Origin of the sequence: Carnobacterium maltaromaticum DSM 20342 (assembly GCF_000744945.1) — a bacterium.
Lineage (GTDB): Bacteria > Bacillota > Bacilli > Lactobacillales > Carnobacteriaceae > Carnobacterium > Carnobacterium maltaromaticum.
The window spans coordinates 3,461,945-3,483,246 of the sequence record NZ_JQMX01000001.1; the positions used below are offsets into that span (position 1 = coordinate 3,461,945).

Genomic DNA, 21,302 nt, shown 5'->3' on the forward strand with positions numbered 1-21,302 from the left:
CAACAGTATACTATCCGAGAAAGGAGTAAGTATGGAATTTAATGAAAATTTGCCAATCTATTTACAAATTATCAGTTATGTAGAAGAACAAATTTTAACCAATCATTGGTCGACGGAAAAAAAAGTTCCTTCTGTTAGAGAGTTAGCGAAAGAGTTGCAAGTAAATCCTGGAACTGTACAAAAAGCATATGCTAATTTAGAACAAAGAAAAATTTTGATCACTATGCGCGGTATCGGTAAACAAGTAACTACGGATCAACAAATTATTAAGACTTTAAGAGAAAGTCGACTGGAAGAAAGTTTAAGACTATTTTGTGATGAAATGAAACAGTTAAATATGGAAAAGAAAATAGTTATCGAAAAAATAATAGGACGACAATGGTAAGCAAATAAAGCAAAAAGAAAGAGGTGCAACCTAAGTGACATTATCAATCCGTTCTGTAACAAAAAATTATGGACTAAATAAGCCTATTCTATTTGATAGTAATTTTACAGTAGACAAAGGGAGTGTTATTGGGATTTTGGGAAGAAATGGTATCGGTAAATCAACGCTGCTTCGTAGTTTAGCTCAAATGGAACCTATTCAAAAGGGGGAGATTCTTTGGGAGGGAAATTGGCTAACCAAAGCAGATGTTTCATTTGTCAATTTATCCGATTATTATTATAAACAGAAAACACTTGAAACAGTCTTAAACGAATTTCAATTATTATTTAAAGATTTTGATATCAAAAAAACTAAACAATTAGTAGCAGATTTTGGGATTTCATTAGCTGAAAAAGTGACTCAGCTTTCTAATGGAATGCGTCAAAAATTTGAAATTGCTCTAACACTTGGGAGAACGGTTCATATCTTTTTATTTGACGAACCATTTTCTCATTTAGATTATTCATCTAGAAACGAGATTAAACAAATGATTCAAGACAGTGTATCTGAAAAAAATATGATTCTTTTTACAACAAATATTTTAGAAAATATGGATATGTTAATGTCTGATGTTTTAATTTTTACGAATCAGTATCAAATTGCTAGTTACAATTTAGAGGAGATAAGAGAAGTGAACAATCAATCACTTAAACAATTGTACATGGAGGTGACGCAATGAAGTCTTTAAGTAAATTTTATTTTACTCAAACGAAAGAAATCTTTTTCAAGTCAGTGTTAGCTGTCATACTAATTAATCTTTTAAGGGGTGTTCTACTCTATTTGTATGATGATAGTTGGTTCACTTTCAATAATGGCTCACGTTTACCGATACTCGTTGTTAGTATTTGTTCTATCGTTATTTTATGGTCGTTAAATCGAATGGATACTTCAGATGAAACTAGAACACCAGCCTCCTTTTTTAAAGCAGAGGAGAGTCAAAAGATGTTAGTTAGATTTCTTGTTAGTTATGCTGAAATTGCGATTTTAGTCATACTTGAGGGAGTATTTATGATTATCTATCATAATATGGTGATTGATCTAGTTCGCATCTTCCTCTTTTTTCCTTTATTGGCATGCTATTGTATTGCTTTTGTTAGCTATTTTATTTTATTGAAACAGTTTATAAAAAATAGTAATTCCACCAATCAGGTCCTAACTATTTGTTATTATAGTAGCGCATTATTTTTTGTTTTTATTGGTAACGGCTTCAGTCGAAGATATTTTTCAGCCATTGATTCCCTACCATTTTTTACTGATATTCATTTTTATTTATCTTCATTCTTGTTTAATGTGAGTATCTGTTCTGGAATCATTTGGTTGTATTTACAAAAAAATAATAAGCTTAACAATAGAGGATGAGGTTAGTCTGGCGAGTAAAGTCTCGATTATTATTAAATATAAGTAAGTTTAAGAATCTATTGAAATTAGGAGGAATAAAATGTTAAAGAAAAAGAGTACACGGATTATTTTAATTGTTTTGCTAGGGGCCTTAGTTATAGCGGGAGGAGGTCTAGCTTATTACCGGTTATCTCGTATTCAAGGTACAGTTGAAACCTCAATTATTAATGAAAAATTAGCAAATAAAGAAGTTCCCAAAGTAGTCGTTTTTACACAGGATCGTACATTTAAAAATGAAGTGATGAAGAAAATTACGAATGATATAAAGAAAAAGGATGTCTATCTTGAAATTCAACCAATTGAAGAGATTACGGATGAACTTAGTGAATGGGATAAGGTCGTGATTTTTACGACAATTCAGTCTAGTGAGCCACCTGAAAATGTTTTGCCGATTATCACTAAATATAAAGAGGATAAGCGCGTGGGAGTTTTCTTAACAGCTGAATCTGGCGAATGGGCCCACCAACCGGATGATGTTGAGGCATTTTCAGCAGCATCAAGAAACTTAGATAATGTAGATGAGTTTACTAAGAAGATATTAGATTTTATTAACGAGTAAGTACTTTAGGTTTAAAATGAACAAGAGAGGGGCTTATACCTCTCTTGGTTTATCTATTAGTTAATAATAAAAGGTGCTGTTTTTGTTAGTAGAAAACCTGTTTCATGTAATTTTCTTAAGCAAATTGAAACTCTTGATTGAGAGGTGCGACAAAATCGAGCTACTATTTGTTGCGTGATTTCTCTAGGTATTTCTAGATGACTAGTCTCATTCGGTACACTAATAAAATCACTTAAATAGAGAAGAGTAGTTTTCACTCGTTCAACCGGTGGTAAGCTTAAGAAGTTGAAAAAATAATAATGCCGTTGAAAAATATCAGCAAAATTAGTTAATAACAATTTATAGAGTTCAGGTTTTTGATTGAGAGCATTGAGCAAGAAGTCTTTTTTTATTTTGACTATTTCTGCACTGGAACTGATTACCTTGATAGCATGATTTTTAGTTGGAAAACTAGAAAAACTGTCCAAACCAAAAAAATCATTTTCAAAAATAAAGGCTGAAATATAGTTATTGCTATCTTCGAGAATTTCGACAGAAGCGAGACCATTTGTTAATAAATAAAGATACTCAGATTTTTCGTATCTTGTAATAATGTACTCATCTTGAGTTAACGCTAATTGTTGACAATTTAGGGTGCTTGATTCAAAAGAATTGAGATAATCTATAATGCTCCTATTATTTTTAAAATGCTCCAATGGTTAAGTCCTCCCACATTAAATAATTTACTATAGGTATTATAGCATACATAAAGAATACTTACTTTATCGTAGCACGTCTTGTTTTATCCTTACAAAATAAGATAAATATGATATGCTTATCTATAGAAATAAGTGCAGTTAACTAAAAAGAGTGGTGTGAAGAATGTATTATCCAATTCAAATTCCTTATATATTAAGTCCGATTTTTAAAGAACATGTTTCATTTGAAGAAGAAATAATCCCAGAATTTGAAGACTTTGTTATTTGTTTTTGGGAAACAAAATCGATTTCTGATTCAAAAGAAGTTGCAAATAATATCATAATCCCAGATGGTTGTATTGATTTAATTGTAGATTATCAAACACAACAAATAGGTTTTTCCGGTATGAGTCAAACAGATTTTCATTATGAGATTATCAATCCGGCTAATTTTATTGGAGCACGGCTTAAGCCTGGTGCTTTTTATCAATTAACGGGAATTCCAGCAACTGAAGCCATGGATAATTTTTTACCATTATCAATAGTTGATCCAACAGTGAATTATGATGATTTTTTTCAATTAGATCCAACAGCTGGAAAATCAGTTTTAAAAAAACTGATAGAGGAACTAAGTGGGGAACAAAAACCTGGGGACTTTATCCAATTATTTGATGAACTATTTGAAGCGGATAGTGTCATAACTGTGAATGAGTTGGCAGTTAATATGGCTAAGAGCACGCGGCAGACCCAACGTTTATTTTTAAAACATTATGGATTAACGCCAAAGATGATTTTAAGTGTCATTCGGTTTCAGCGGTCTTTGGAAATTTTATTAGATATAGGCGGTTCGAATAGAAAACCAGCGGATATTGATTGTTTAGGCTACTATGATCAACCGCATTTAATTAAAGAAATTAAGAAGAATATTGGAATCACACCTGTAGAATTGCTAAAGAATTATCAAAAAGATTAACAGATGAATATAAGTGACTAAACTTAGTTGATGAATATAGATTTTTTATGGAAGTAATAGGAGACGCTTAAACAAAATAAAGGGACTCCTAAAAATAGGATATGGGAACTATAGCTTGATTTGTAGCCTGTATTCCCGGATAGTCGTAACTAGGTCGGATAAAACCTTGATATAAAAGCATTTCTCCCTAGTTATGCGTTTAACACATAACTAGGTGAATCGAACCTCAAAATACTGTCCAAACCTTGATTTGACGGGTTTTGCATTTGTTCCTAGTTAGGTGTCTCCGGGAATCCAGGTTGTAGAGCTTTCTAAAAAATGATAACTTAGTAATAATGCTGATTTTTGCTAGACTTTTCTATCCAAATAAATTAGGATGGATAAATACACTTTTTGTTTAGCTAAGGAGGAGTTGCTGGTATGATTGCTTATTTAATCAATCGTTTTGAACGAAAACATACAGGATCAAAGGAAGCTTTGCGACCTAAGTTAGGTGCATTTGCTGGAAGAATTGGTCTTTTATCTAATTTAGTCCTATTTTTAGCTAAATTTGTAATTGGTTTACTTTCTGGTAGTGTGTCTATTATGGCAGATGCCATCAATAATTTATCCGATACAATTTCATCAATCTTAACATTAGTTGGCTTTTATATTTCTGGGAAACCAGCCGACGCGGAACATCCTTATGGTCATGAGCGTTTTGAATATATTAGTGGAATGTTGGTATCAATATTGATTACATTTGTTGGTTTTCAGTTTTTAATAACATCTATTGAACGCATTCGAAATCCACAAAGTGTGACGGTTACTTGGTTAGTTTTAATTATTTTATTAGTTTCAATTGGAATAAAAATTTGGCAAGGGCTTTTTTATCAAAAAGTAGCAAAGAAGATTGATTCAGATGCTTTAGTTGCTTCAGCTAAGGATAGTTTAAATGATGTATTTACAACGGTAACTGTTTTAGTTTCAGCAATGGTTGAAGGTTTAACGGGTTTAAAAATTGATGGGTACGTTGGTTTAGCTATTGCTATCTATATTATTTATAGTGGGTACAAAATGATTATGGGCTTTGTTAATGAATTAATGGGAATGCGACCTGCTGAAGAAGAGATCAATCAAATAAAAGAACGTTTATCTGCAGTCGATAATATTATTGGCTATCATGATTTATTGATTCATAATTATGGTCCTAATAAAACCTTTGCTTCAGTTCATATCGAAATTGATGATACTTGGAATTTAAGAAAAGCGCATGAAAAAACAGATTTAATTGAACGAGAATTTAAAAAAGAACTTGGAATTGAATTAGTTTGCCACGTTGATCCAGTTAGTATTCATGATCAGGAACAAAATCGAATTCATTTGCTTTTGAAAGAAATTATTAATGGTATTGATGATACTTTGAAAATGCATGATTTGCAAATTGAAAAAGAAAAAAATGAAGCTGGGATTATGCATTTTGATATCGTGATTCCAAAAGGCTTTGGATTGGATGATCAAGAATTAACTCAAAAAATTCAACTAGCTGTAACTCGTAAAATTGGTGATTATCAAGTTCAAATTACCTTCGATCATGTTTATTTACTCGTCTAATTAAGGCTAATTAAAATAGGTTAAATGCTCCGATAGTGAGTATTTAACCTATTTTTTTAGTGATTTTGTTGTGTAAATAAAGTCTTTTTTAAAATAAAAGAATAGTGTTGACACATGAGTGTTCGTTCATGTATAATAGGTTTATCAGATGAACAAGCACTCATATATACAATCGAAGAAAGCCCGATTGTTTGTTCCACTAAAATTCTAACTTTACTATATTAAATAAAAAATGAGCACGAACGAGAGGATGAGAGAATATGGAAGCGAGCAAAGAAAAGGTACACAATCATGAACACGAGCATGAAAATGGTGGAGGACATAATCATAGTCATGGAGATAGTAAATCAGCAGTCATTTTATTTTTTGCTGGATTAACAGCTTTTATAGTTGCATTATTTTTAACCGATAGTAGTTTGCTACAAACTATTCTTTTTATTAGTGCCATGCTATTATCGGGCTACCATATTATGCTAGAAGGTATTACAGATACAATTGAAGCCACAAAAAGAAAAAGAAAATTTTCACCTAATGTGCATATATTAATGACAGTAGCAGCAATTGGAGCTACTATTATTGGCAATTATGAAGAAGGTGCACTTTTAATTATTATTTTTGCAGCTGCTCATTTTATGGAAGAATATGCAGAAGGACGTAGTAAAAGAGAAATAACTAATTTGCTTAAAATGAATCCGACTGAAGCCCGTTTAATTGAAGCAGACGGTAGCGTTAAAGTTGTTGATGTTTCGGTTCTAAAAATTGGAGATAAATTACAAGTTTTAAATGGAGATCAAATTGCGACTGATGGTGTGATTTTATCAGGCGTGACATCAATTGATGAATCGTCTATTAATGGAGAAAGTATTCCTAGAGAAAAGACAGTCGGTGATGAAGTTTTTGGTAGTACAATTAATGGAAATGGTACTTTTACAATGGAGGTGACCAAAGATAGCAGTGATACATTGTTTGCTAAAATTTTACAATTGGTCAATCAATCCCAATCAAATCTATCTAAAACAGCAACTAAAATTCAAAAAATTGAACCTTACTATGTCATTGCCGTTTTAATTATTGTCCCAATTTTTATTCTTTTAGGACCAAGTATTTTTAATTGGACTTGGAATGAAAGTTTTTATAGAGGAATGGTATTCTTAATATCTGCATCTCCTTGTGCTTTGGCAGCAAGTGCTGTACCAGCAACATTATCTGGTATTTCTAACTTAGCTAAACGTGGAGTATTATTCAAAGGTGGATCTTATCTGGCTAACTTAGCAGGAATTAAGGCTGTAGCATTTGATAAAACAGGAACATTAACTAAAGGGAAACCTTCTGTAACTGATTTTTATTTTGATGAAATCGATGAAGCTACGACTGAACAAAACTATATTGATTTAATTGTTGCAATGGAAAAAACAGCTAATCATCCTTTAGCTAATGCAATTTTAGGAAAATTCGAGGCAAAAGAAAGCATAGAGCTTGAAGTTGAAAATGAAATTGGTAAAGGTCTTGTGGCTCAGTATAATGGTGCTGTTTACCAAATTGGAAAACCAACTGTTTTCAAAAATGTTAGTTCAAAAATTGAAAATCATAATGAACAATACTCCAAAGATGGCAAAACGGTCGTTTATTTTGCTAAAGATAATCAAGTTATAGGCTTGATTGCGATGATGGATGTTCCCAATGCAAATGCAATTGAAGTGATTAGTTATTTGAAATCACAAAATATTCATACAATGATGATTACTGGAGATTCAGAAGTGACAGGCCAAGCAGTTGGTCGCCAATTAGGAATTGATGAGGTCATTGGTAATGTCTTACCAGAAAATAAAGCTCAAGTAATTAAAGATCAACAAGCTCGTTATGGTACAGTGGCAATGCTAGGTGATGGAGTTAATGATGCTCCTGCCCTTGTAACAGCAGATATAGGTGTGGCTATGGGAGATGGAACTGATATTGCCATTGATGTGGCAGATGCGGTCTTAATGCAAAATGATTTAACTAAGTTTAGTTATGCACATAAAGTTTCTAAACGTCTTGATCGGGTTGTTTGGCAAAATATTATTTTCTCAATGTTGATTGTGGCTATCCTTGTTACATTGAATGTTCTAGGGAAAATGGATATCACAATCGGAGTCATTGCTCATGAAGGAAGTACTTTAATTGTTATCTTGAATGGTTTACGTTTGTTATTACCTTCAAAATAAGATATTCAAAAATAGAACTTAAGAAGCAATTCTTAAGTTCTATTTTTTTATTGCAGACAATACGCGTTTCTGTTATTATTACAGTGTATTGCTCATTGTTTAACAAAGATATGGAGATAGTTTGTTGAACGAAATGAAGAGCATAAATAAATGGAGGTAGTTATGAGAAAAAAAGGGTTGAAAGTTTTATTTTTAATGATGGCATTGGCATTGATTATTGTTGGTTGTGGCACAAAAGAAAATGCTAAAGAAGAAAATGCAAAAAAAGAGTCAAGTAAAAATGAATCTTCTGAAGTCACAACAGGTGCATCAGAAGGTAGTAGTTATACACCATTAGCAGAATTAAAAGATTCTTATGATATCGTGATCGTTGGTTCTGGTGGTGCTGGAATGTCAGCAGCACTTGAAGCAAAAGAAAAAGGTTTGAATCCAGTTATTTTTGAAAAAATGGCTGTCGTTGGTGGAAATACACTAAAATCTTCTTCTGGAATGAATGCATCTGAGACTAAATTTCAAAAAGAAGAAGGTATTTCTGATAGTAATGACTTATTTTATGAAGAGACTTTAGCAGGTGGTCATGGAACGAATGACCCAGAAATGTTGCGCTTTTTCGTAGATCATTCAGCGGATGCCATTGATTGGTTAGACTCTATGGGTATTCGTTTAAACAATCTTACGATTACTGGTGGGATGAAAGAAAAACGGACACATCGACCAGAAGATGGTTCAGCTGTTGGACAATATTTGGTTAATGGTTTAATAAAAAATGTTCAAGAAAAAGATATTCCAGTCTTTGTAAATGCAGATGTGAAAGAAATTACGGAGAAAGATGATCAAGTAAATGGTGTGAAAGTACAATTTGATCATAAGGAAGATAAAACAATCAAGGCAGATGCGGTTGTAGTGACAACTGGTGGATTTGGTGCAAATATGGAAATGATTTCTGAAACCAATCCAGAACTTAAAGACTATGTGACAACCAATCAGATTGGTAGTACAGGTGATGGCATTAAAATGATAGAAAAACTTGGTGGATATACAGTTGATATGAAAGAAATTCAAATTCACCCAACAGTTCAACAAGAAAAATCTTATTTAATTGGTGAGGTTGTTCGTGGTGAAGGCGCAATTTTAGTTTCTTCAACTGGCGAACGTTTTGTTAATGAACTAGACACGCGTGACGCTGTTTCAAGTGCAGTTAATCAAACACCAGATAAATTTGCTTATTTAATTTTTGATTCAGGAGTCAAAGAAAGAGCGAAAGCTATTGAACAATATGAAAAATTAGGCTTTGTTGTTGAAGGTCAAACATTAGCTGAGTTAGCAAAAGAAATTAACGTACCGGATACAGCATTAGAAGCGACTGTGGGTAAGTGGAATGAAGATGTAGCTGCTAAATCAGATACTGCTTTTAATCGCACAACGGGGATGGAACATGATTTATCAAAAGGTCCTTATTACGCAATTAAAATTGCTCCAGGTATTCATTATACAATGGGAGGCATTAAAGTAAATCCTGAAACAGAGGTACTAACCAAAGAAGGTACATCGATTAAAGGTCTTTATGCAGCTGGTGAATTAACTGGTGGATTGCACGGAGAGAATCGAATTGGCGGTAATTCAGTCGCTGAAATTATTATTTTCGGACGTCAAGCAGGTATTAAATCTGCTGAGTTTGTTCATTCGCTGAAATAAATATCAAACAAAAATCTAGTCAAAAAGGATTGATAGTCCTTTATTGGCTAGATTTTTTGATAGGTTGAAATTTATTTTTCCTCGTTACTTGTTTCAGAATGTCTTAATAGATAAAGTTCTAGAACTTTAGTACACTTAGAGGAGCAAGTGAATCAAGTTGAAGGGTGGAAGCTTAATTGAAAGTAGTGATTGCGATTGATTCAATGAAAGGTTCTTTAACAAGTAGTGAAGCAAATCAGATTGTGGCAACTGTATTTAAAGCAGCTGGTTATGAAGTTGAGCAAGTAGCAATTGCAGATGGCGGTGAAGGGACCGTTGAAGCCTATTTAACCAATCAAGAGGGCGAATGGATTGAAGTGGAAACGCTAGACCCTCTGGGTGAAATCTGCAAAAGTTTTTATGGCTGGTATCCGGGAAAAAAGGAAGCTGTTATTGAAGTTGCTGCTAGTTCTGGACTTGGACTTATCCAAAATAGAAAACACAATCATCCTAGTCAAACAAGTAGTTTTGGAACAGGTCAGTTGATTTTGTCAGCAATGGATAAAGGGGCAAAATCAATTGTGATTGGTTTAGGTGGAAGTGGAACTATTGATGGTGGGATTGGAATTTTAAAAGCTTTGGGTGTCGAATTTTTTGATGAAAATGGGCTAGAATTAGCAGGTATAGGTAATGATTTAGCAAAAATTAAACGAATTGATAGGAATAAAATGGACCAACGTTTGAAAACGATTGAGATTACTGTGGCTTCAGATGTCAGCAATCCCCTAACTGGTTCTGAAGGTGCGGTTGCTATTTTTGGGGAACAAAAAGGATTAAGGTCTTCTGAATTAGCAAGTTATGATCAAGCAATGGCCAATTTTCTTAAAATAGCCACAGGTAATTCTATCTCTAGTTTAGGGGATGGTGCGGCAGGTGGTATGGGCTTTGCACTACGTCACTTTCTGAACGCTAAAGTAATCCCAGGCTTTACTTTAATCGCTGCTGAAAATGAGTTAGCAGCTAAAATTAAGATAGCTGATTTGGTGATTACTGGCGAAGGCCAGATTGATCAACAAAGTTTATATGGCAAAGTTCCGGTAGCAATTGCTAAATTAGCAAAAAAAAACAATATCCCTGTGATTGCCTTTGTTGGATCGATTAAGGGGGATATGACTGAAGCTTATCAAGCCGGTATTTCTGAAATTATTCCAATTGTTCAATCTGTTTCTACTTTAGAAAATGCGTTAAAGAATGCTTCTGAAAATCTAGAAAAAAGTGTGAAACAGACAGTTAAGTTGTTGCATTTATTTAATTAATCTAGTGTCATTTTTATCTATCTCTTGACTTGTTCCATTAGAAAGTTTATATTAACTAAAAGTGGTAGTTACCAGTTTTAGGAGCTACACGATTAAACTATAGGAGCGATAGTCATGATAAATAAAAATAGTTCAGTACCACTATACGATCAATTGGTCGATATTTTAGTCAATGAAATTAATACAAAGCTAAAAACGAATGAAAAAATGATGTCCGAAAGAGAAATTTGCCAAAAATATGATGTTAGCCGTACGACAGTAAGATTAGCTTTATCTGAATTAGAAAATATGGGCTATATTTATAAACGTCATGGCAAGGGAACCTTTGTAGCGGCGTTAAGTCAAGGAAAGCAAAATTTAATGGATAACTATAGCTTCACTGACCAAATGCGCGAAAGTGGAAAAGCGCCTCAAACAAAAGTCCTTTTTTTTAAAATTGTATTAAGCAATCAGTATATCAGCGATAAAATGGGCATTGATTTAGGAACGGAAGTCTATCGATTGAAACGTTTACGGTTAGCTGATGGTATTCCAATGATGGTTGAAACGAGTTATATTCCAGTCAAAGAGTTTCAAGGATTAGAAGAAAGTCGAATTGCTAAGAAACCCTTGTATGAGATTTTTAAAGAAGATTACAATGAATTGGTTAAGGTCGCAGATGAAGAATTTTCGGCTAGTTTATTAACGGATAAAGAGGCACTCTTATTAGAAAGTGAAGATGATGGAGCGTGTTTAAGGCTAAAAAGAACAAGTTACAATAAAGCTAATATTGTGATTGAATTTACGTTAAGTACGGCTCGCAGCGATCAATTTGTATACAAAGTTCGTCATATTCAACAATGAAAAATAAAAAGTTTGTTTACTTCTAGCCTAGTAGGAGTAAGCAAACTTTTTATTTTTGAGCTTATAAGTGATTATTTATAAATTTTACTTGACTTTTTAATCTAAGAACAGTATATTTTAGTTAACTGGTAGTTACCAGTAGTAACCAGTTGTTTTTATTGTTAAATAAATGACTAGAAAGGAGCGAATGGAATGATTGGAATGATCTTATGTGGGCATGGTAATTTTGCGTCTGGCATGTATTCCGCCATTAAACTAATTGCTGGTGAACAAGAGGATTTTGCAACCGTTGATTTTAGTGCTGGAATGAGTTCCGAAGAGTTAAAAGAACAGCTTTTAGTTCAAATTGCTAAAACAGAAAACGGTAATGGTGTTGTGATTTTTACAGATATACCCGGTGGAACCCCTTTTAATCAAGCTGTTTTATTATCAACTGAAAATGAAAGCGTTAAAATTGTGTCTGGAACAAATTTGCCATTATTGCTTGAAAGTTCTTTTAAGCGAGACCTCAGTTTAACAGAATTTGTCTCTCAGGCATTAAAATCTGGAGCTGAAGGATTGAAAACATTTAAAATTAAAGAAACTGAACCGATAAGAGAAGATAGTTTTGGCATTTAATGATGAAAAGGAGCTGAGCCAAATGTATGAACTGACAACTGAGGAACTAACACAATTAGGTGCTGTGATTACAGCCAATGAAATTAAGCAACAACCTGAACTATGGCAAGAAGCTTTTGAAAATTATCGAAGTAAAGAGAATGAAATCAATCGTTTTCTAACTGATTTAAGTAATCAGTTTAAAAAAATGCGTATTATTTTTACTGGAGCAGGAACATCAGCTTATGTAGGAGATACTGTCTTGCCTTATTTAAAAGGGCAGTTAAATGGAAAAAAATGGGATTTAATGAGTATTCCAACAACAGATTTAGTGTCTAACCCAGAGGCTTTTTTTGCTAATGAAATACCAACATTATTAGTTTCCTTTGCTAGAAGTGGCAATAGTCCAGAAAGTCTTGCCGCAGTATCATTAGGGAAACAGCTAGTAAAAGATTTTTATCAAGTAACGATTACATGTGCTTTTGATGGGAAATTAGCCAATCAGGCAGAAGGAGATGCAAAAAATTTACTTTTATTGATGCCTAAAAAAGCGAATGATAAAGGCTTTGCTATGACAGGTAGCTACTCATGTATGACTTTAACAGCTTTACTGGTTTTCGATTTAACTTCACTTTCCCAAAAAGCTAAATGGATTGAACAGCTTAAAGTCATGGGAGAAGATGTCTTACAACGTTCCACTGAAATTCAAAAAATAATTGATTTAGATTTTAATCGGGTCATTTATTTAGGGTCAGGAAGCTTAGCAGGTATGACTCGTGAAGCGCAATTGAAGATTCTTGAATTGACAGCTGGCCAGATTGCTACGGTATTTGATTCATCATTGGGATTTCGCCATGGTCCAAAATCGTTTGTTAATGAGCAAACACTAGTTTTTGTTTTCACCTCAAATGACCCTTATACAAGACAATATGATCTCGATATTTTAAATGAATTAAAGCAAGATCAAATTGCTTGTTATGTTAGTGGTTTGTCTGTTGCTGGAGAAACCAATTTTGGTGGGAATAATTTTACTTTTTTAGGAAATGGCAAGGATATACCAGATGCTTATCTAGTCTTGCCCTATATTATTTTTGCTCAAACAATTGCTGTTCTATCTGCAATTAAAGTTGGCAATCAACCAGATACACCTTCACCAACTGGAACCGTTAATCGTGTGGTCAAAGGTGTAGAGATTTATCCTTACCAAGTAGATTAACTATATAAAGTTAAGGAGGAGAAAAAATGACTAAACCAAATATTTTATTAACTAGAATTGATAATCGACTTGTTCATGGGCAAGTCGGGATGACATGGACCAACACGTTAGGTGCAAATTTAGTTGTAGTAGCAAATGATGAAGTAGCAACAGATTCAGTTCAGCAAAATTTAATGGATATGGTTTTACCAGAAACGGTCCAGATTCGTTTCTTTACCCTAGAAAAAACAATTCGAATTATTGGTAAAGCTGCGCCGCATCAAAAAATTTTACTTGTAGTTAAAACACCAGAAGATGCATTGACTTTAGTTGAAGGCGGGGTTCCGATTGAGTTCTTAAATATTGGAAATCTACATTTTTCAGAAGGGAAACAACAATTGTCTTCGACGGTTTCAGTTGATAAAAATGATGTAGAAACATTTAGAAAATTAAATCAGTTAGGTGTCAAAATGGAAGTTAAAGGGATCCCTAGTGAGAGAGGTCAAGATTTAATGAATTTACTGAAAGAAGCGACATTTTAAATTTTTTATTGAGGCTAGTTCTTATGAGCCAGTCCTTCGGAAAAAAGATGAAATTTCGAGGTGGCAAGAAGCGCCACATCAAATTTCCCTATTTTTCTTCCAGGCCTAACCGGCTCAACAAACTTTTTATTTAGGCCAGTTCTTATGAGCCAACTCTTCGAAAAGAAGAAAAAATTCCCCCAAAGTAAAAAGATACTTTGTGCGTATTCTTCTATCTTTTTGTCAGAGCTAAACGGCTCAACAAACTTTTTATCCGAGGAGGAAAAAAAATGCTAACACAGGCATTGTTAATTGGTATTTGGGCAGGAATTGCTGGAATTGATTTATTTAATGGATTGACACATATTCATAGACCTTTAGTAACTGGAGCGGTTGTTGGACTTATTCTAGGTGATTTTAAAACAGGTTTAATGGCTGGTGCTACACTGGAATTGGTTTGGGCTGGTATGGTTCCCCTTGCTGGTGCTCAACCGCCAAATGTTGTTATTGGTGGAATAATTGGAACCGCTTTTGCTATTTTAACGAAACAAGATCCTAAGGTTGCTGTTGGAATTGCTGTACCATTTGCAGTTGCAGCACAAGGTTGTGTGACATTATTGTTCACAGCATATTCTCCAGTCATGCATAAAATGGATGACTATGCAGCTAAGGCAGACACGAAGTCTATTGATCGCCTAACCTATATGGGACCACTTATTCTCTTTGTTTTCTACTTCATTATTTCTTTTTTACCCATTTACTTTGGTGCAGATCAAGCTGGAAAAATTGTGGAACTTTTACCAACATGGCTCATTGGTGGTTTAGGTGTTGCCGGAGGAATCATGCCGGCTGTCGGATTTGCTATGCTGCTGAAGATCATGTTCAAATGGACATATGCTCCATTTTTTGCAATCGGTTTCGTAGCTGCAGCATATGGTAAACTTCCAATTTTAGCTATTGCGATTATCGGGATTTCGTTTGCAGCCTATGATTATTTTATCGGCAATAAATCAGATGGAGAAAGTGGCAACCACAAAATTAAGGTATTGAATGATGAAGAGGAGGACTATAGCAATGGCATCTAATGAAAGCATCGAAAAGGTTGATTTAATTAGTAATGACTACAAAGACCCAACTGTCACTAAGGTGATTACCAAAAAAGATTTAAATAAAATGGTTTGGCGTTCGCTATTGTTGCAAGCTTCGTTTAACTATGAGCGGATGCAAGGTGGGGGCTGGACCTACAGTCTGATTCCTGGGTTAAAGAAAATTCATAAAAATGAAGAAGATTTATCCTCTTCGTTGCTCGATCATATGCAATTTTTTAATACCCATCCTTTTTTAGTTACCTTTATTCAAGGCATTATTTTAGCGATGGAAGAAAATAAAGAAAAACGTGATACGATTCGTGGGATTAAGGTCGCGATGATGGGTCCCTTAGGTGGAATTGGAGATGCTTTATTCTGGCTCACTTTATTGCCGATTACCGCTGGAATTGGGGCGGCTTTATCAAGTGATGGAAATCCCGTTGGACCTATTTTATTTTTAGTCGTTTTTAATGTGGTTCATTTTGGCTTACTGTTTTTCTTAATGCACTATGGTTATAATACTGGAACAAAAGCGATTGCTTCTTTAAAAGAGGGGACTAAAAAGATTTCGAGAGCTGCATCAATCGTTGGGTTAACGGTCATTGGTGCATTGGTTGCAACCTATATTAATTTTAATTTAGGCTTAACGATTCACGCGGGCGAAATCAAAGTTAATTTACAAGAAGGTGTCATTGATCAAATTATGCCAAAATTATTGCCTTTACTTTATACATTCTTTTGTTATTGGATGTTAAAAAAAGGCAAATCGCCTTTATTATTAATCGGCATTACTGTAATTGTTGGTGTTTTAGGTAGTTTTATTGGTTTATTTTAAGAATTAATTAGTGAAAATTAAGGGATGAGACAAATGGATAAAGTAATTTATGCAGAAAGATTCTTTTTAGCCAGTGGCATGACTGGATCGGGTTATCTAAAGATAAATGAAAGTAAATTTGGTGAATTTTCTAAAGAATTGCCTAAAGGGGAATATCAGTTACTTGATTATGCAACAAGTTGGATTGCTCCTGGATTAGTGGATACACATATTCATGGCTTACTTAGGCATGATGTTATGGATAATGATTTTGCTGGAATTAAGGCTATTTCAACGGGGCTCCTTGCTTGTGGGGTGACTTCATTTTTACCAACGACATTAACTGATTCAACAGAGCGATTGGATAAAGTCGTAGAAACAATTGGAAAACACCACAGGGAAGTTGCTGGTGCTAGAATTCAAGGGATTTTCTTGGAAGGTCCCTTTTTTACAGAAAAACATAAAGGTGCCCAAAATACAGCTTATTTTTCAGATCCTTTAATTGAAAAATTGGAAAAATGGCAACAATTATCAGGTGGGCTAATCAAGAAAATTGCACTTGCTCCTGAACGAAAAGGTAGTGCTGAATTTATTCAATATGCGACTAGTAAAGGGATTAAAGTAGCATTAGCGCATAGTGATGCCAGTTACGAAGAGGCTAAAAATGCAGTTGACCACGGGGCGTCAATTTTTGTGCACACCTATAATGGGATGAGCCCGTTAAACCATCGAGAGCCAGGAATGGTTGGAGCAGCGCTAACACTAAAAGGTGTATTTAATGAATTAATTTGTGATGGACAACATGTTCATCCGGTGGCTGCGAAAATCTTAATGGATGTTCGAAGTCGAGAAGAAGTGGTATTAATCACTGATTGTATGCGAGCGGGTAGCATGCCTGATGGTTCTTATACGCTAGGAGAATTTCCAGTAGAAGTTAAGCAAGGTGCAGCTCGTTTAAAAAATGGTAGTTTAGCTGGCAGTGTGCTCCAGTTGAAAGATGCCATAAAAAATGTTGTAGACTGGGGAATTGCAACACCGCTAGAGGCGATTCGAATGGCTAGTGCTATTCCTGCTGAAAGTGTTGGTATCGCGGATAAATGTGGGGAAATAGTGCCTGATGCTCCTGCTGATTTTATTGTATTATCAAAAACATTAGAATTAGAAGCGACTTATTTAGCGGGGGAATTGCGCTATCAGAGCGATGATTTGAAAGGAAGAGCATAAATGATTTTAGCAGTAACAATGAATCCTTCAGTTGATATTTCTTATCAGCTAAGTGATTTTCAATTAAATGACGTCAATCGTTGTGATGAAATAAGTAAAACCGCTGGTGGAAAAGGATTAAATGTTGCGCGAGTGGTCAAATTAATGCAAGGAAATGTCTTAGCAACAGGAATAATTGGTGGAACGCTTGGGAACTTTATTACACAAGAGTTAACTAAAAGTAAGATTCCCCATGATTTTTCGAAGACTGAAAAAGAGTCGCGAAATTGCATTGCTTTGTTACATGCAGGTCAACAAACTGAGATTTTGGAAGCAGGCCCTACCTTAACGGAGGCAGAAGGTGAAGCTTTTTTGAACAAATTCACTGAGTTATTAGAAAAAGTGAAGCTTGTTACGGTTTCAGGGAGTTTACCAAAGGGCTTATCTGCTAGTTTTTATCAACAGATGCTAGATATTGCAAATAAAAAAGGTGTCCCAATTGTGATGGATTGTTCGGGTTCTACTTTAGAAACTGTGCTGCAAAATCAGGCAAAACCGTTGTTGATTAAACCTAATTTAACTGAATTGAGCCAACTAGAAGGCCAGCTATTTTCTGAGAAGGATTACACTCAGCTAAAAGCGATTTTACAACAGGAGCGCTATCAAGGAATTGATTGGATTGTTGTTTCATTGGGGAAAGATGGGGCCTTCGTAAAATATAAGGAACAATTTTATCAAGTAAAGATACCCAAAATTGACGTTGTCAATCCAGTTGGTTCAGGTGATGCAACAGTTGCTGGATTGGCAGTTGCTCTGGCTGAAAATAAATCGGTAGAAGATACCTTGAAAACAGCAATGACAGCAGGAATACTGAATACACTAGAAAATAAAACCGGCTGGATTGATTTAGCTTATTTTGATGATTATTATAAAAAAATAAAAGTTGAAAACTATTAAACAAATGTAAAGGAGTTTATTTAAATGAAAATACTATCTAAAAACAAGCGTGAAGCCTTGGAACGATTATCAGATTCAAATGGAATCATTGGAGCTTTAGCTATTGATCAACGTGGTTCATTAAAGAAAATGATTGAAAAGGATAGCCCAAAAGAATTAGGTGATGCAGGGATTATTCAATTTAAAGAGTTAGTTTCAGAGGAACTAACGCCTTATGCTACAGCCATTTTATTAGATCCAGAATACGGTTTACCTGCTGCTAAAGTGCGAAATAGCGATGCTGGCTTATTATTAGCTTACGAAAAAACAGGTTACGATGCAAATGAAGTTGGCCGCTTACCTGATTTATTGCCAGAGTGGTCTGTAAAGCGTTTAAAAGAAAATGGCGCCGATGCAATTAAATTTCTATTGTACTATGATGTAGATGAGGACCCGAAAATTAACCAGTTAAAACATGTTTTCATGGAAAGAGTTGGAGCTGAATGTTTAGCTGAAGATATTCCTTTCTTCTTAGAGTTAGTCTCATATGATGCTGATAATTCAGATGTTACCAGTGCTGAATATGCAAAGATTAAGCCCCACAAAGTCATTGAAATGATGAAAGAGTTTTCTAAAGAAAATTACTGTGTGGATGTTTTGAAGATGGAAGTTCCAGTTAATATGAGTTTTGTTGAAGGTTATGGAGCGCAAGATGAAGCGCCTGTTTATACACAGGAAGAGGCTGCTGCTTATTTTAGAGAACAAAGTGCAGCAACACATTTACCTTTTATCTTTTTAAGTGCCGGAGTTAGTGCGGAATTATTTCAAGAAACATTAGTATTTGCAAAGCGGGCAGGATCAAATTTTAATGGCGTATTATGTGGACGAGCTACTTGGAAAAATGGTGTAGCCCCTTATTCAAAATTGGGTGAAGATGCGGCTAGAGAATGGTTGAAAACTGAAGGTAAGAAAAACAGTCAGGAACTAATGACAGTTCTAAAAGAAACAGCCCAACCATGGTTCACTAAAATAAAATAAAAATGGAGCAATCGAAGCTGTGAAAGTTATTTTACAGCTCTTTTTGTTGCATAAAAATAGGAGGGTTTTAATAAAATGTAGCTATTTTACTATTAATGGAGAGGATGATTTGTTATGATTAGAAATGAAATGGAGTTGTAGGGATGAGTTCAAATAAACAAAGAAAAAAAGATGCCAAGAATTTAAAAGAAAACACAGTTATTGCGAGAGGCACTAAACGATGTGTTGAATGTGGCGAACCTGTAACAGATCCACGCAAAGGAACCGTTTGTGATGTGTGTTGGAAGCGTAAAGGTTAATCTGAAAATTAAATAGGTCAAAGATTTCTCCTTTTTGAACATTCTATGTAATGTCACAAAGAGGTTTTTTTGTGTGGTTTTAATTTGTCTGTCGGTAGTAGATAGCGTGAAATAGTGGGGAGACCGATAGATTTTCCTGTTTTAAGGTATGATAGAGGTAGCTTTTGAAGGGTAGCGGTTTTAATCTAAGTACTATAAAACTAGTATTCCTAAGATAGGAATTAAAGCGTAAATTTTTAATTTAAACTCCTATAGACTCAAAAAATAAAGCCAAGACTACATACGATAAAGTAGAAGCCTTGGCTTTATTTGCTTTTAAAAATTATCTTCTATTTGCGATACTGGTGATCAACATACCTAAAATAACTAAAATCATTCCAATCAAGGATAGTCCTTGTGGAAAGGGGCCATTTAAAATGATAACCTCCCCTAATATAGTGAAAATCATTGCTCCTGCTTGTGTGGATTCAACAGCAGCTAAAAGGGCCATATTGCTTTTAGCCAAATCTGTGGCGACAAAAAATAATATTGTTGCGATTACTCCAGAGAAAATAGCTAGTAATAAAATCTGTAAAAATTGTGGAGCTGTTGGAAGTCCAGTTTGTTGGTAGCCGAATAGCGCTAAAAGCAATGCTACAGGAATACTGCTTAAAGCCATTCCTAATGTTCTTTGAAAAGTATCAAGTTTTCCCTGACAAACTTCCATCATTTTACGATTGCCTAATGGGTATAAAAAAGCGGCGACAACGACAGGAATAAATCCAAATAAAAAGTCTGAAAAAGTTAATTGATTGGCCTCTTTAACTTGCATTAAAATGACGCCTAGGAGAATAATTAATGAGAATCCTAAGCTTTTAAAAGGAATTTTTTGTCTGATTTTTTTTGTACTGCCGTTTGTATTAATCGATACATAAAATAATGGTGATAGTAAGGCTCCAGCTAAAATCGTAATTTGCCAAGTTCCAGATGTTAACCAAGAAGGGCTATATGCTGAAGCAAAACTCAATAGGGAATAAAAACCAACGCCACCACAGGTACCCCAAAGTAGCCAAGTTCCAATGTTCTTTTGCATTTCAGCTAGTAGTTCTTTTAGACCTTTACGACCAATAACCAGTAGTAGTAGAAACGGAATTGCAAATAAAAAGCGTAATGAAGCTGTCCAAGCCCAACTAGTTCCTCCTGTACTCATCACACGATTAATGATAAAAGTAGCAGAAAAAAAGAACGAAGCTAAGATTCCAACTAAAATTGCACGCATAAATAGTTCCTCTTTTCATAAAAAAATTTTTCAACTTTGTCATCTTACTTTATAAAATGAAATAAGTCAATTATAATATGTGATTTAATCTGAAAAGTATAGTATAATATATTTAAAGAGGTGTTTTGATGACAAACCAATTAAATGAAAATGACCAAATGGTTCTATCTTTAGCGGGGAATCTTAAGCGTTTAAGAAAAGCCAATAAACTTAGCTTAGAGGGTTTGGCAGATCAAACAGGTGTGAGTAAATTAACGATTAATAAAATAGAACAAGGAAAAACGAATCCAACCATTGGGGTCTTATGGAAAATTGCCAATGGACTTGGTGTGACATTGATGGAACTTTTAGAAAGTGAAGAGGTTGTTCTTTTACGAGGAGATGAAAATTTCACTATTTTTTCAGATGATAATCAGTGGGCACTTGCTCCATTAGTGACTAACTTAAATAAAAGTGAGACATTTAGAGCAAGGTTAGCTCCAACAAGCATGTATACACCAGAATCGCATCCAAATGGCTCGAAAGAAGTGATTACGGTGTTAGAAGGTGAATTAACTTTAATCGTCGGGGGAACCACATATTTATTAAAAAAATCTGATACGATACGCTTTGCAGCTAATCTCCCACATGTTTATCAAAATAATTCAGATCAACCTGTTGAATTACATTTGACGATGACTTCAGATTATTGA

General features: G+C 34.4%; 22 protein-coding genes. 20 read left to right on the forward strand and 2 right to left on the reverse strand.

Going from position 1 to position 21,302, the window contains the following annotated elements:
• Nucleotides 1-31 precede the first annotated feature (31 nt).
• The 4 genes from BR77_RS16230 (at nt 32) to BR77_RS16245 (ending at nt 2,381) form a co-directional block, all read left to right on the forward strand.
• Complete coding sequence (locus BR77_RS16230; protein ID WP_010054684.1) at nt 32-385, forward strand: GntR family transcriptional regulator; 354 nt, start codon at nt 32-34, stop codon at nt 383-385.
• Between the two features lie 34 nt (nt 386-419).
• Nucleotides 420-1,103, forward strand: a complete 684-nt coding sequence (locus BR77_RS16235; RefSeq protein ID WP_015077031.1) for an ATP-binding cassette domain-containing protein — start codon at nt 420-422, stop codon at nt 1,101-1,103.
• A complete protein-coding gene (locus tag BR77_RS16240; protein WP_016356551.1) occupies nt 1,100-1,783 on the forward strand; it encodes a hypothetical protein in 684 nt (227 codons plus the stop codon). The genes BR77_RS16235 and BR77_RS16240 overlap by 4 nt, the downstream gene beginning before the upstream one ends.
• A 79-nt stretch (nt 1,784-1,862) precedes the next feature.
• On the forward strand, nt 1,863-2,381 hold the full coding sequence (locus tag BR77_RS16245) for a flagellar basal body-associated FliL family protein (protein ID WP_015077029.1): 519 nt from the start codon (nt 1,863-1,865) through the stop codon (nt 2,379-2,381).
• 56 nt (nt 2,382-2,437) lie between these two features.
• On the opposite strand, the gene BR77_RS16250 is transcribed toward BR77_RS16245, so the two are convergent.
• A complete protein-coding gene (locus tag BR77_RS16250) occupies nt 2,438-3,076 on the reverse strand; it encodes a Crp/Fnr family transcriptional regulator (protein WP_015077028.1) in 639 nt (212 codons plus the stop codon).
• 166 nt (nt 3,077-3,242) lie between these two features.
• Here BR77_RS16250 and BR77_RS16255 point away from each other — a divergent pair, with 166 nt between their 5' ends.
• The 15 genes from BR77_RS16255 to BR77_RS19205 all read left to right on the forward strand — a co-directional run bounded on the left by BR77_RS16255 (nt 3,243) and on the right by BR77_RS19205 (nt 19,352).
• Nucleotides 3,243-4,031 (forward strand): helix-turn-helix domain-containing protein, encoded by a 789-nt coding sequence (locus tag BR77_RS16255; protein WP_015077027.1) that lies wholly within the window; start codon nt 3,243-3,245, stop codon nt 4,029-4,031.
• Nucleotides 4,032-4,451: 420 nt separating this feature from the next.
• On the forward strand, nt 4,452-5,624 hold the full coding sequence (locus BR77_RS16260; RefSeq protein WP_015077026.1) for a cation diffusion facilitator family transporter: 1,173 nt from the start codon (nt 4,452-4,454) through the stop codon (nt 5,622-5,624).
• Between the two features lie 260 nt (nt 5,625-5,884).
• Nucleotides 5,885-7,828 (forward strand): heavy metal translocating P-type ATPase, encoded by a 1,944-nt coding sequence (locus BR77_RS16265; protein WP_015077025.1) that lies wholly within the window; start codon nt 5,885-5,887, stop codon nt 7,826-7,828.
• Nucleotides 7,829-7,990: 162 nt separating this feature from the next.
• A complete protein-coding gene (locus BR77_RS16270; RefSeq protein ID WP_015077024.1) occupies nt 7,991-9,523 on the forward strand; it encodes a flavocytochrome c in 1,533 nt (510 codons plus the stop codon).
• 185 nt (nt 9,524-9,708) lie between these two features.
• Complete coding sequence (locus BR77_RS16275; protein ID WP_231857810.1) at nt 9,709-10,818, forward strand: glycerate kinase; 1,110 nt, start codon at nt 9,709-9,711, stop codon at nt 10,816-10,818.
• Nucleotides 10,819-10,932: 114 nt separating this feature from the next.
• Nucleotides 10,933-11,661 (forward strand): GntR family transcriptional regulator, encoded by a 729-nt coding sequence (locus tag BR77_RS16280; RefSeq protein WP_016356550.1) that lies wholly within the window; start codon nt 10,933-10,935, stop codon nt 11,659-11,661.
• Between the two features lie 192 nt (nt 11,662-11,853).
• On the forward strand, nt 11,854-12,279 hold the full coding sequence (agaF, locus tag BR77_RS16285) for a PTS galactosamine/N-acetylgalactosamine transporter subunit IIA (protein ID WP_015077020.1): 426 nt from the start codon (nt 11,854-11,856) through the stop codon (nt 12,277-12,279).
• 22 nt (nt 12,280-12,301) lie between these two features.
• Nucleotides 12,302-13,474: an AgaS family sugar isomerase gene (locus BR77_RS16290; protein ID WP_015077019.1), complete on the forward strand. Its 1,173-nt coding sequence runs from the start codon at nt 12,302-12,304 to the stop codon at nt 13,472-13,474.
• Between the two features lie 26 nt (nt 13,475-13,500).
• Complete coding sequence (gene agaV, locus BR77_RS16295; RefSeq protein ID WP_015077018.1) at nt 13,501-13,995, forward strand: PTS N-acetylgalactosamine transporter subunit IIB; 495 nt, start codon at nt 13,501-13,503, stop codon at nt 13,993-13,995.
• A 269-nt stretch (nt 13,996-14,264) separates the two neighbouring features.
• Nucleotides 14,265-15,059: a PTS N-acetylgalactosamine transporter subunit IIC gene (agaW, locus tag BR77_RS16300; protein WP_010054701.1), complete on the forward strand. Its 795-nt coding sequence runs from the start codon at nt 14,265-14,267 to the stop codon at nt 15,057-15,059.
• Entirely contained in the window at nt 15,049-15,897 is an 849-nt protein-coding gene (locus BR77_RS16305) for a PTS system mannose/fructose/sorbose family transporter subunit IID (protein WP_035065791.1), read from the forward strand. The genes agaW and BR77_RS16305 overlap by 11 nt, the downstream gene beginning before the upstream one ends.
• Nucleotides 15,898-15,930: 33 nt before the next feature.
• The gene (nagA, locus tag BR77_RS16310; RefSeq protein WP_015077015.1) at nt 15,931-17,100 is read left to right on the forward strand and encodes an N-acetylglucosamine-6-phosphate deacetylase; all 1,170 of its coding nucleotides are present in this window, start codon (nt 15,931-15,933) and stop codon (nt 17,098-17,100) included.
• Entirely contained in the window at nt 17,101-18,036 is a 936-nt protein-coding gene (gene lacC, locus BR77_RS16315; RefSeq protein ID WP_010054704.1) for a tagatose-6-phosphate kinase, read from the forward strand.
• 24 nt (nt 18,037-18,060) lie between these two features.
• Nucleotides 18,061-19,053, forward strand: a complete 993-nt coding sequence (gene lacD, locus BR77_RS16320) for a tagatose-bisphosphate aldolase (RefSeq protein WP_015077013.1) — start codon at nt 18,061-18,063, stop codon at nt 19,051-19,053.
• Between the two features lie 143 nt (nt 19,054-19,196).
• Nucleotides 19,197-19,352, forward strand: a complete 156-nt coding sequence (locus BR77_RS19205; protein WP_010054707.1) for a hypothetical protein — start codon at nt 19,197-19,199, stop codon at nt 19,350-19,352.
• 322 nt (nt 19,353-19,674) lie between these two features.
• Here the strand turns inward: BR77_RS19205 and BR77_RS16325 are convergent, their stop codons facing one another.
• Complete coding sequence (locus tag BR77_RS16325; protein ID WP_015077012.1) at nt 19,675-20,610, reverse strand: DMT family transporter; 936 nt, start codon at nt 20,608-20,610, stop codon at nt 19,675-19,677.
• Nucleotides 20,611-20,738: 128 nt separating this feature from the next.
• Between BR77_RS16325 and BR77_RS16330 the strand changes: the two genes are divergently transcribed.
• Entirely contained in the window at nt 20,739-21,302 is a 564-nt protein-coding gene (locus BR77_RS16330; RefSeq protein ID WP_015077011.1) for a helix-turn-helix domain-containing protein, read from the forward strand.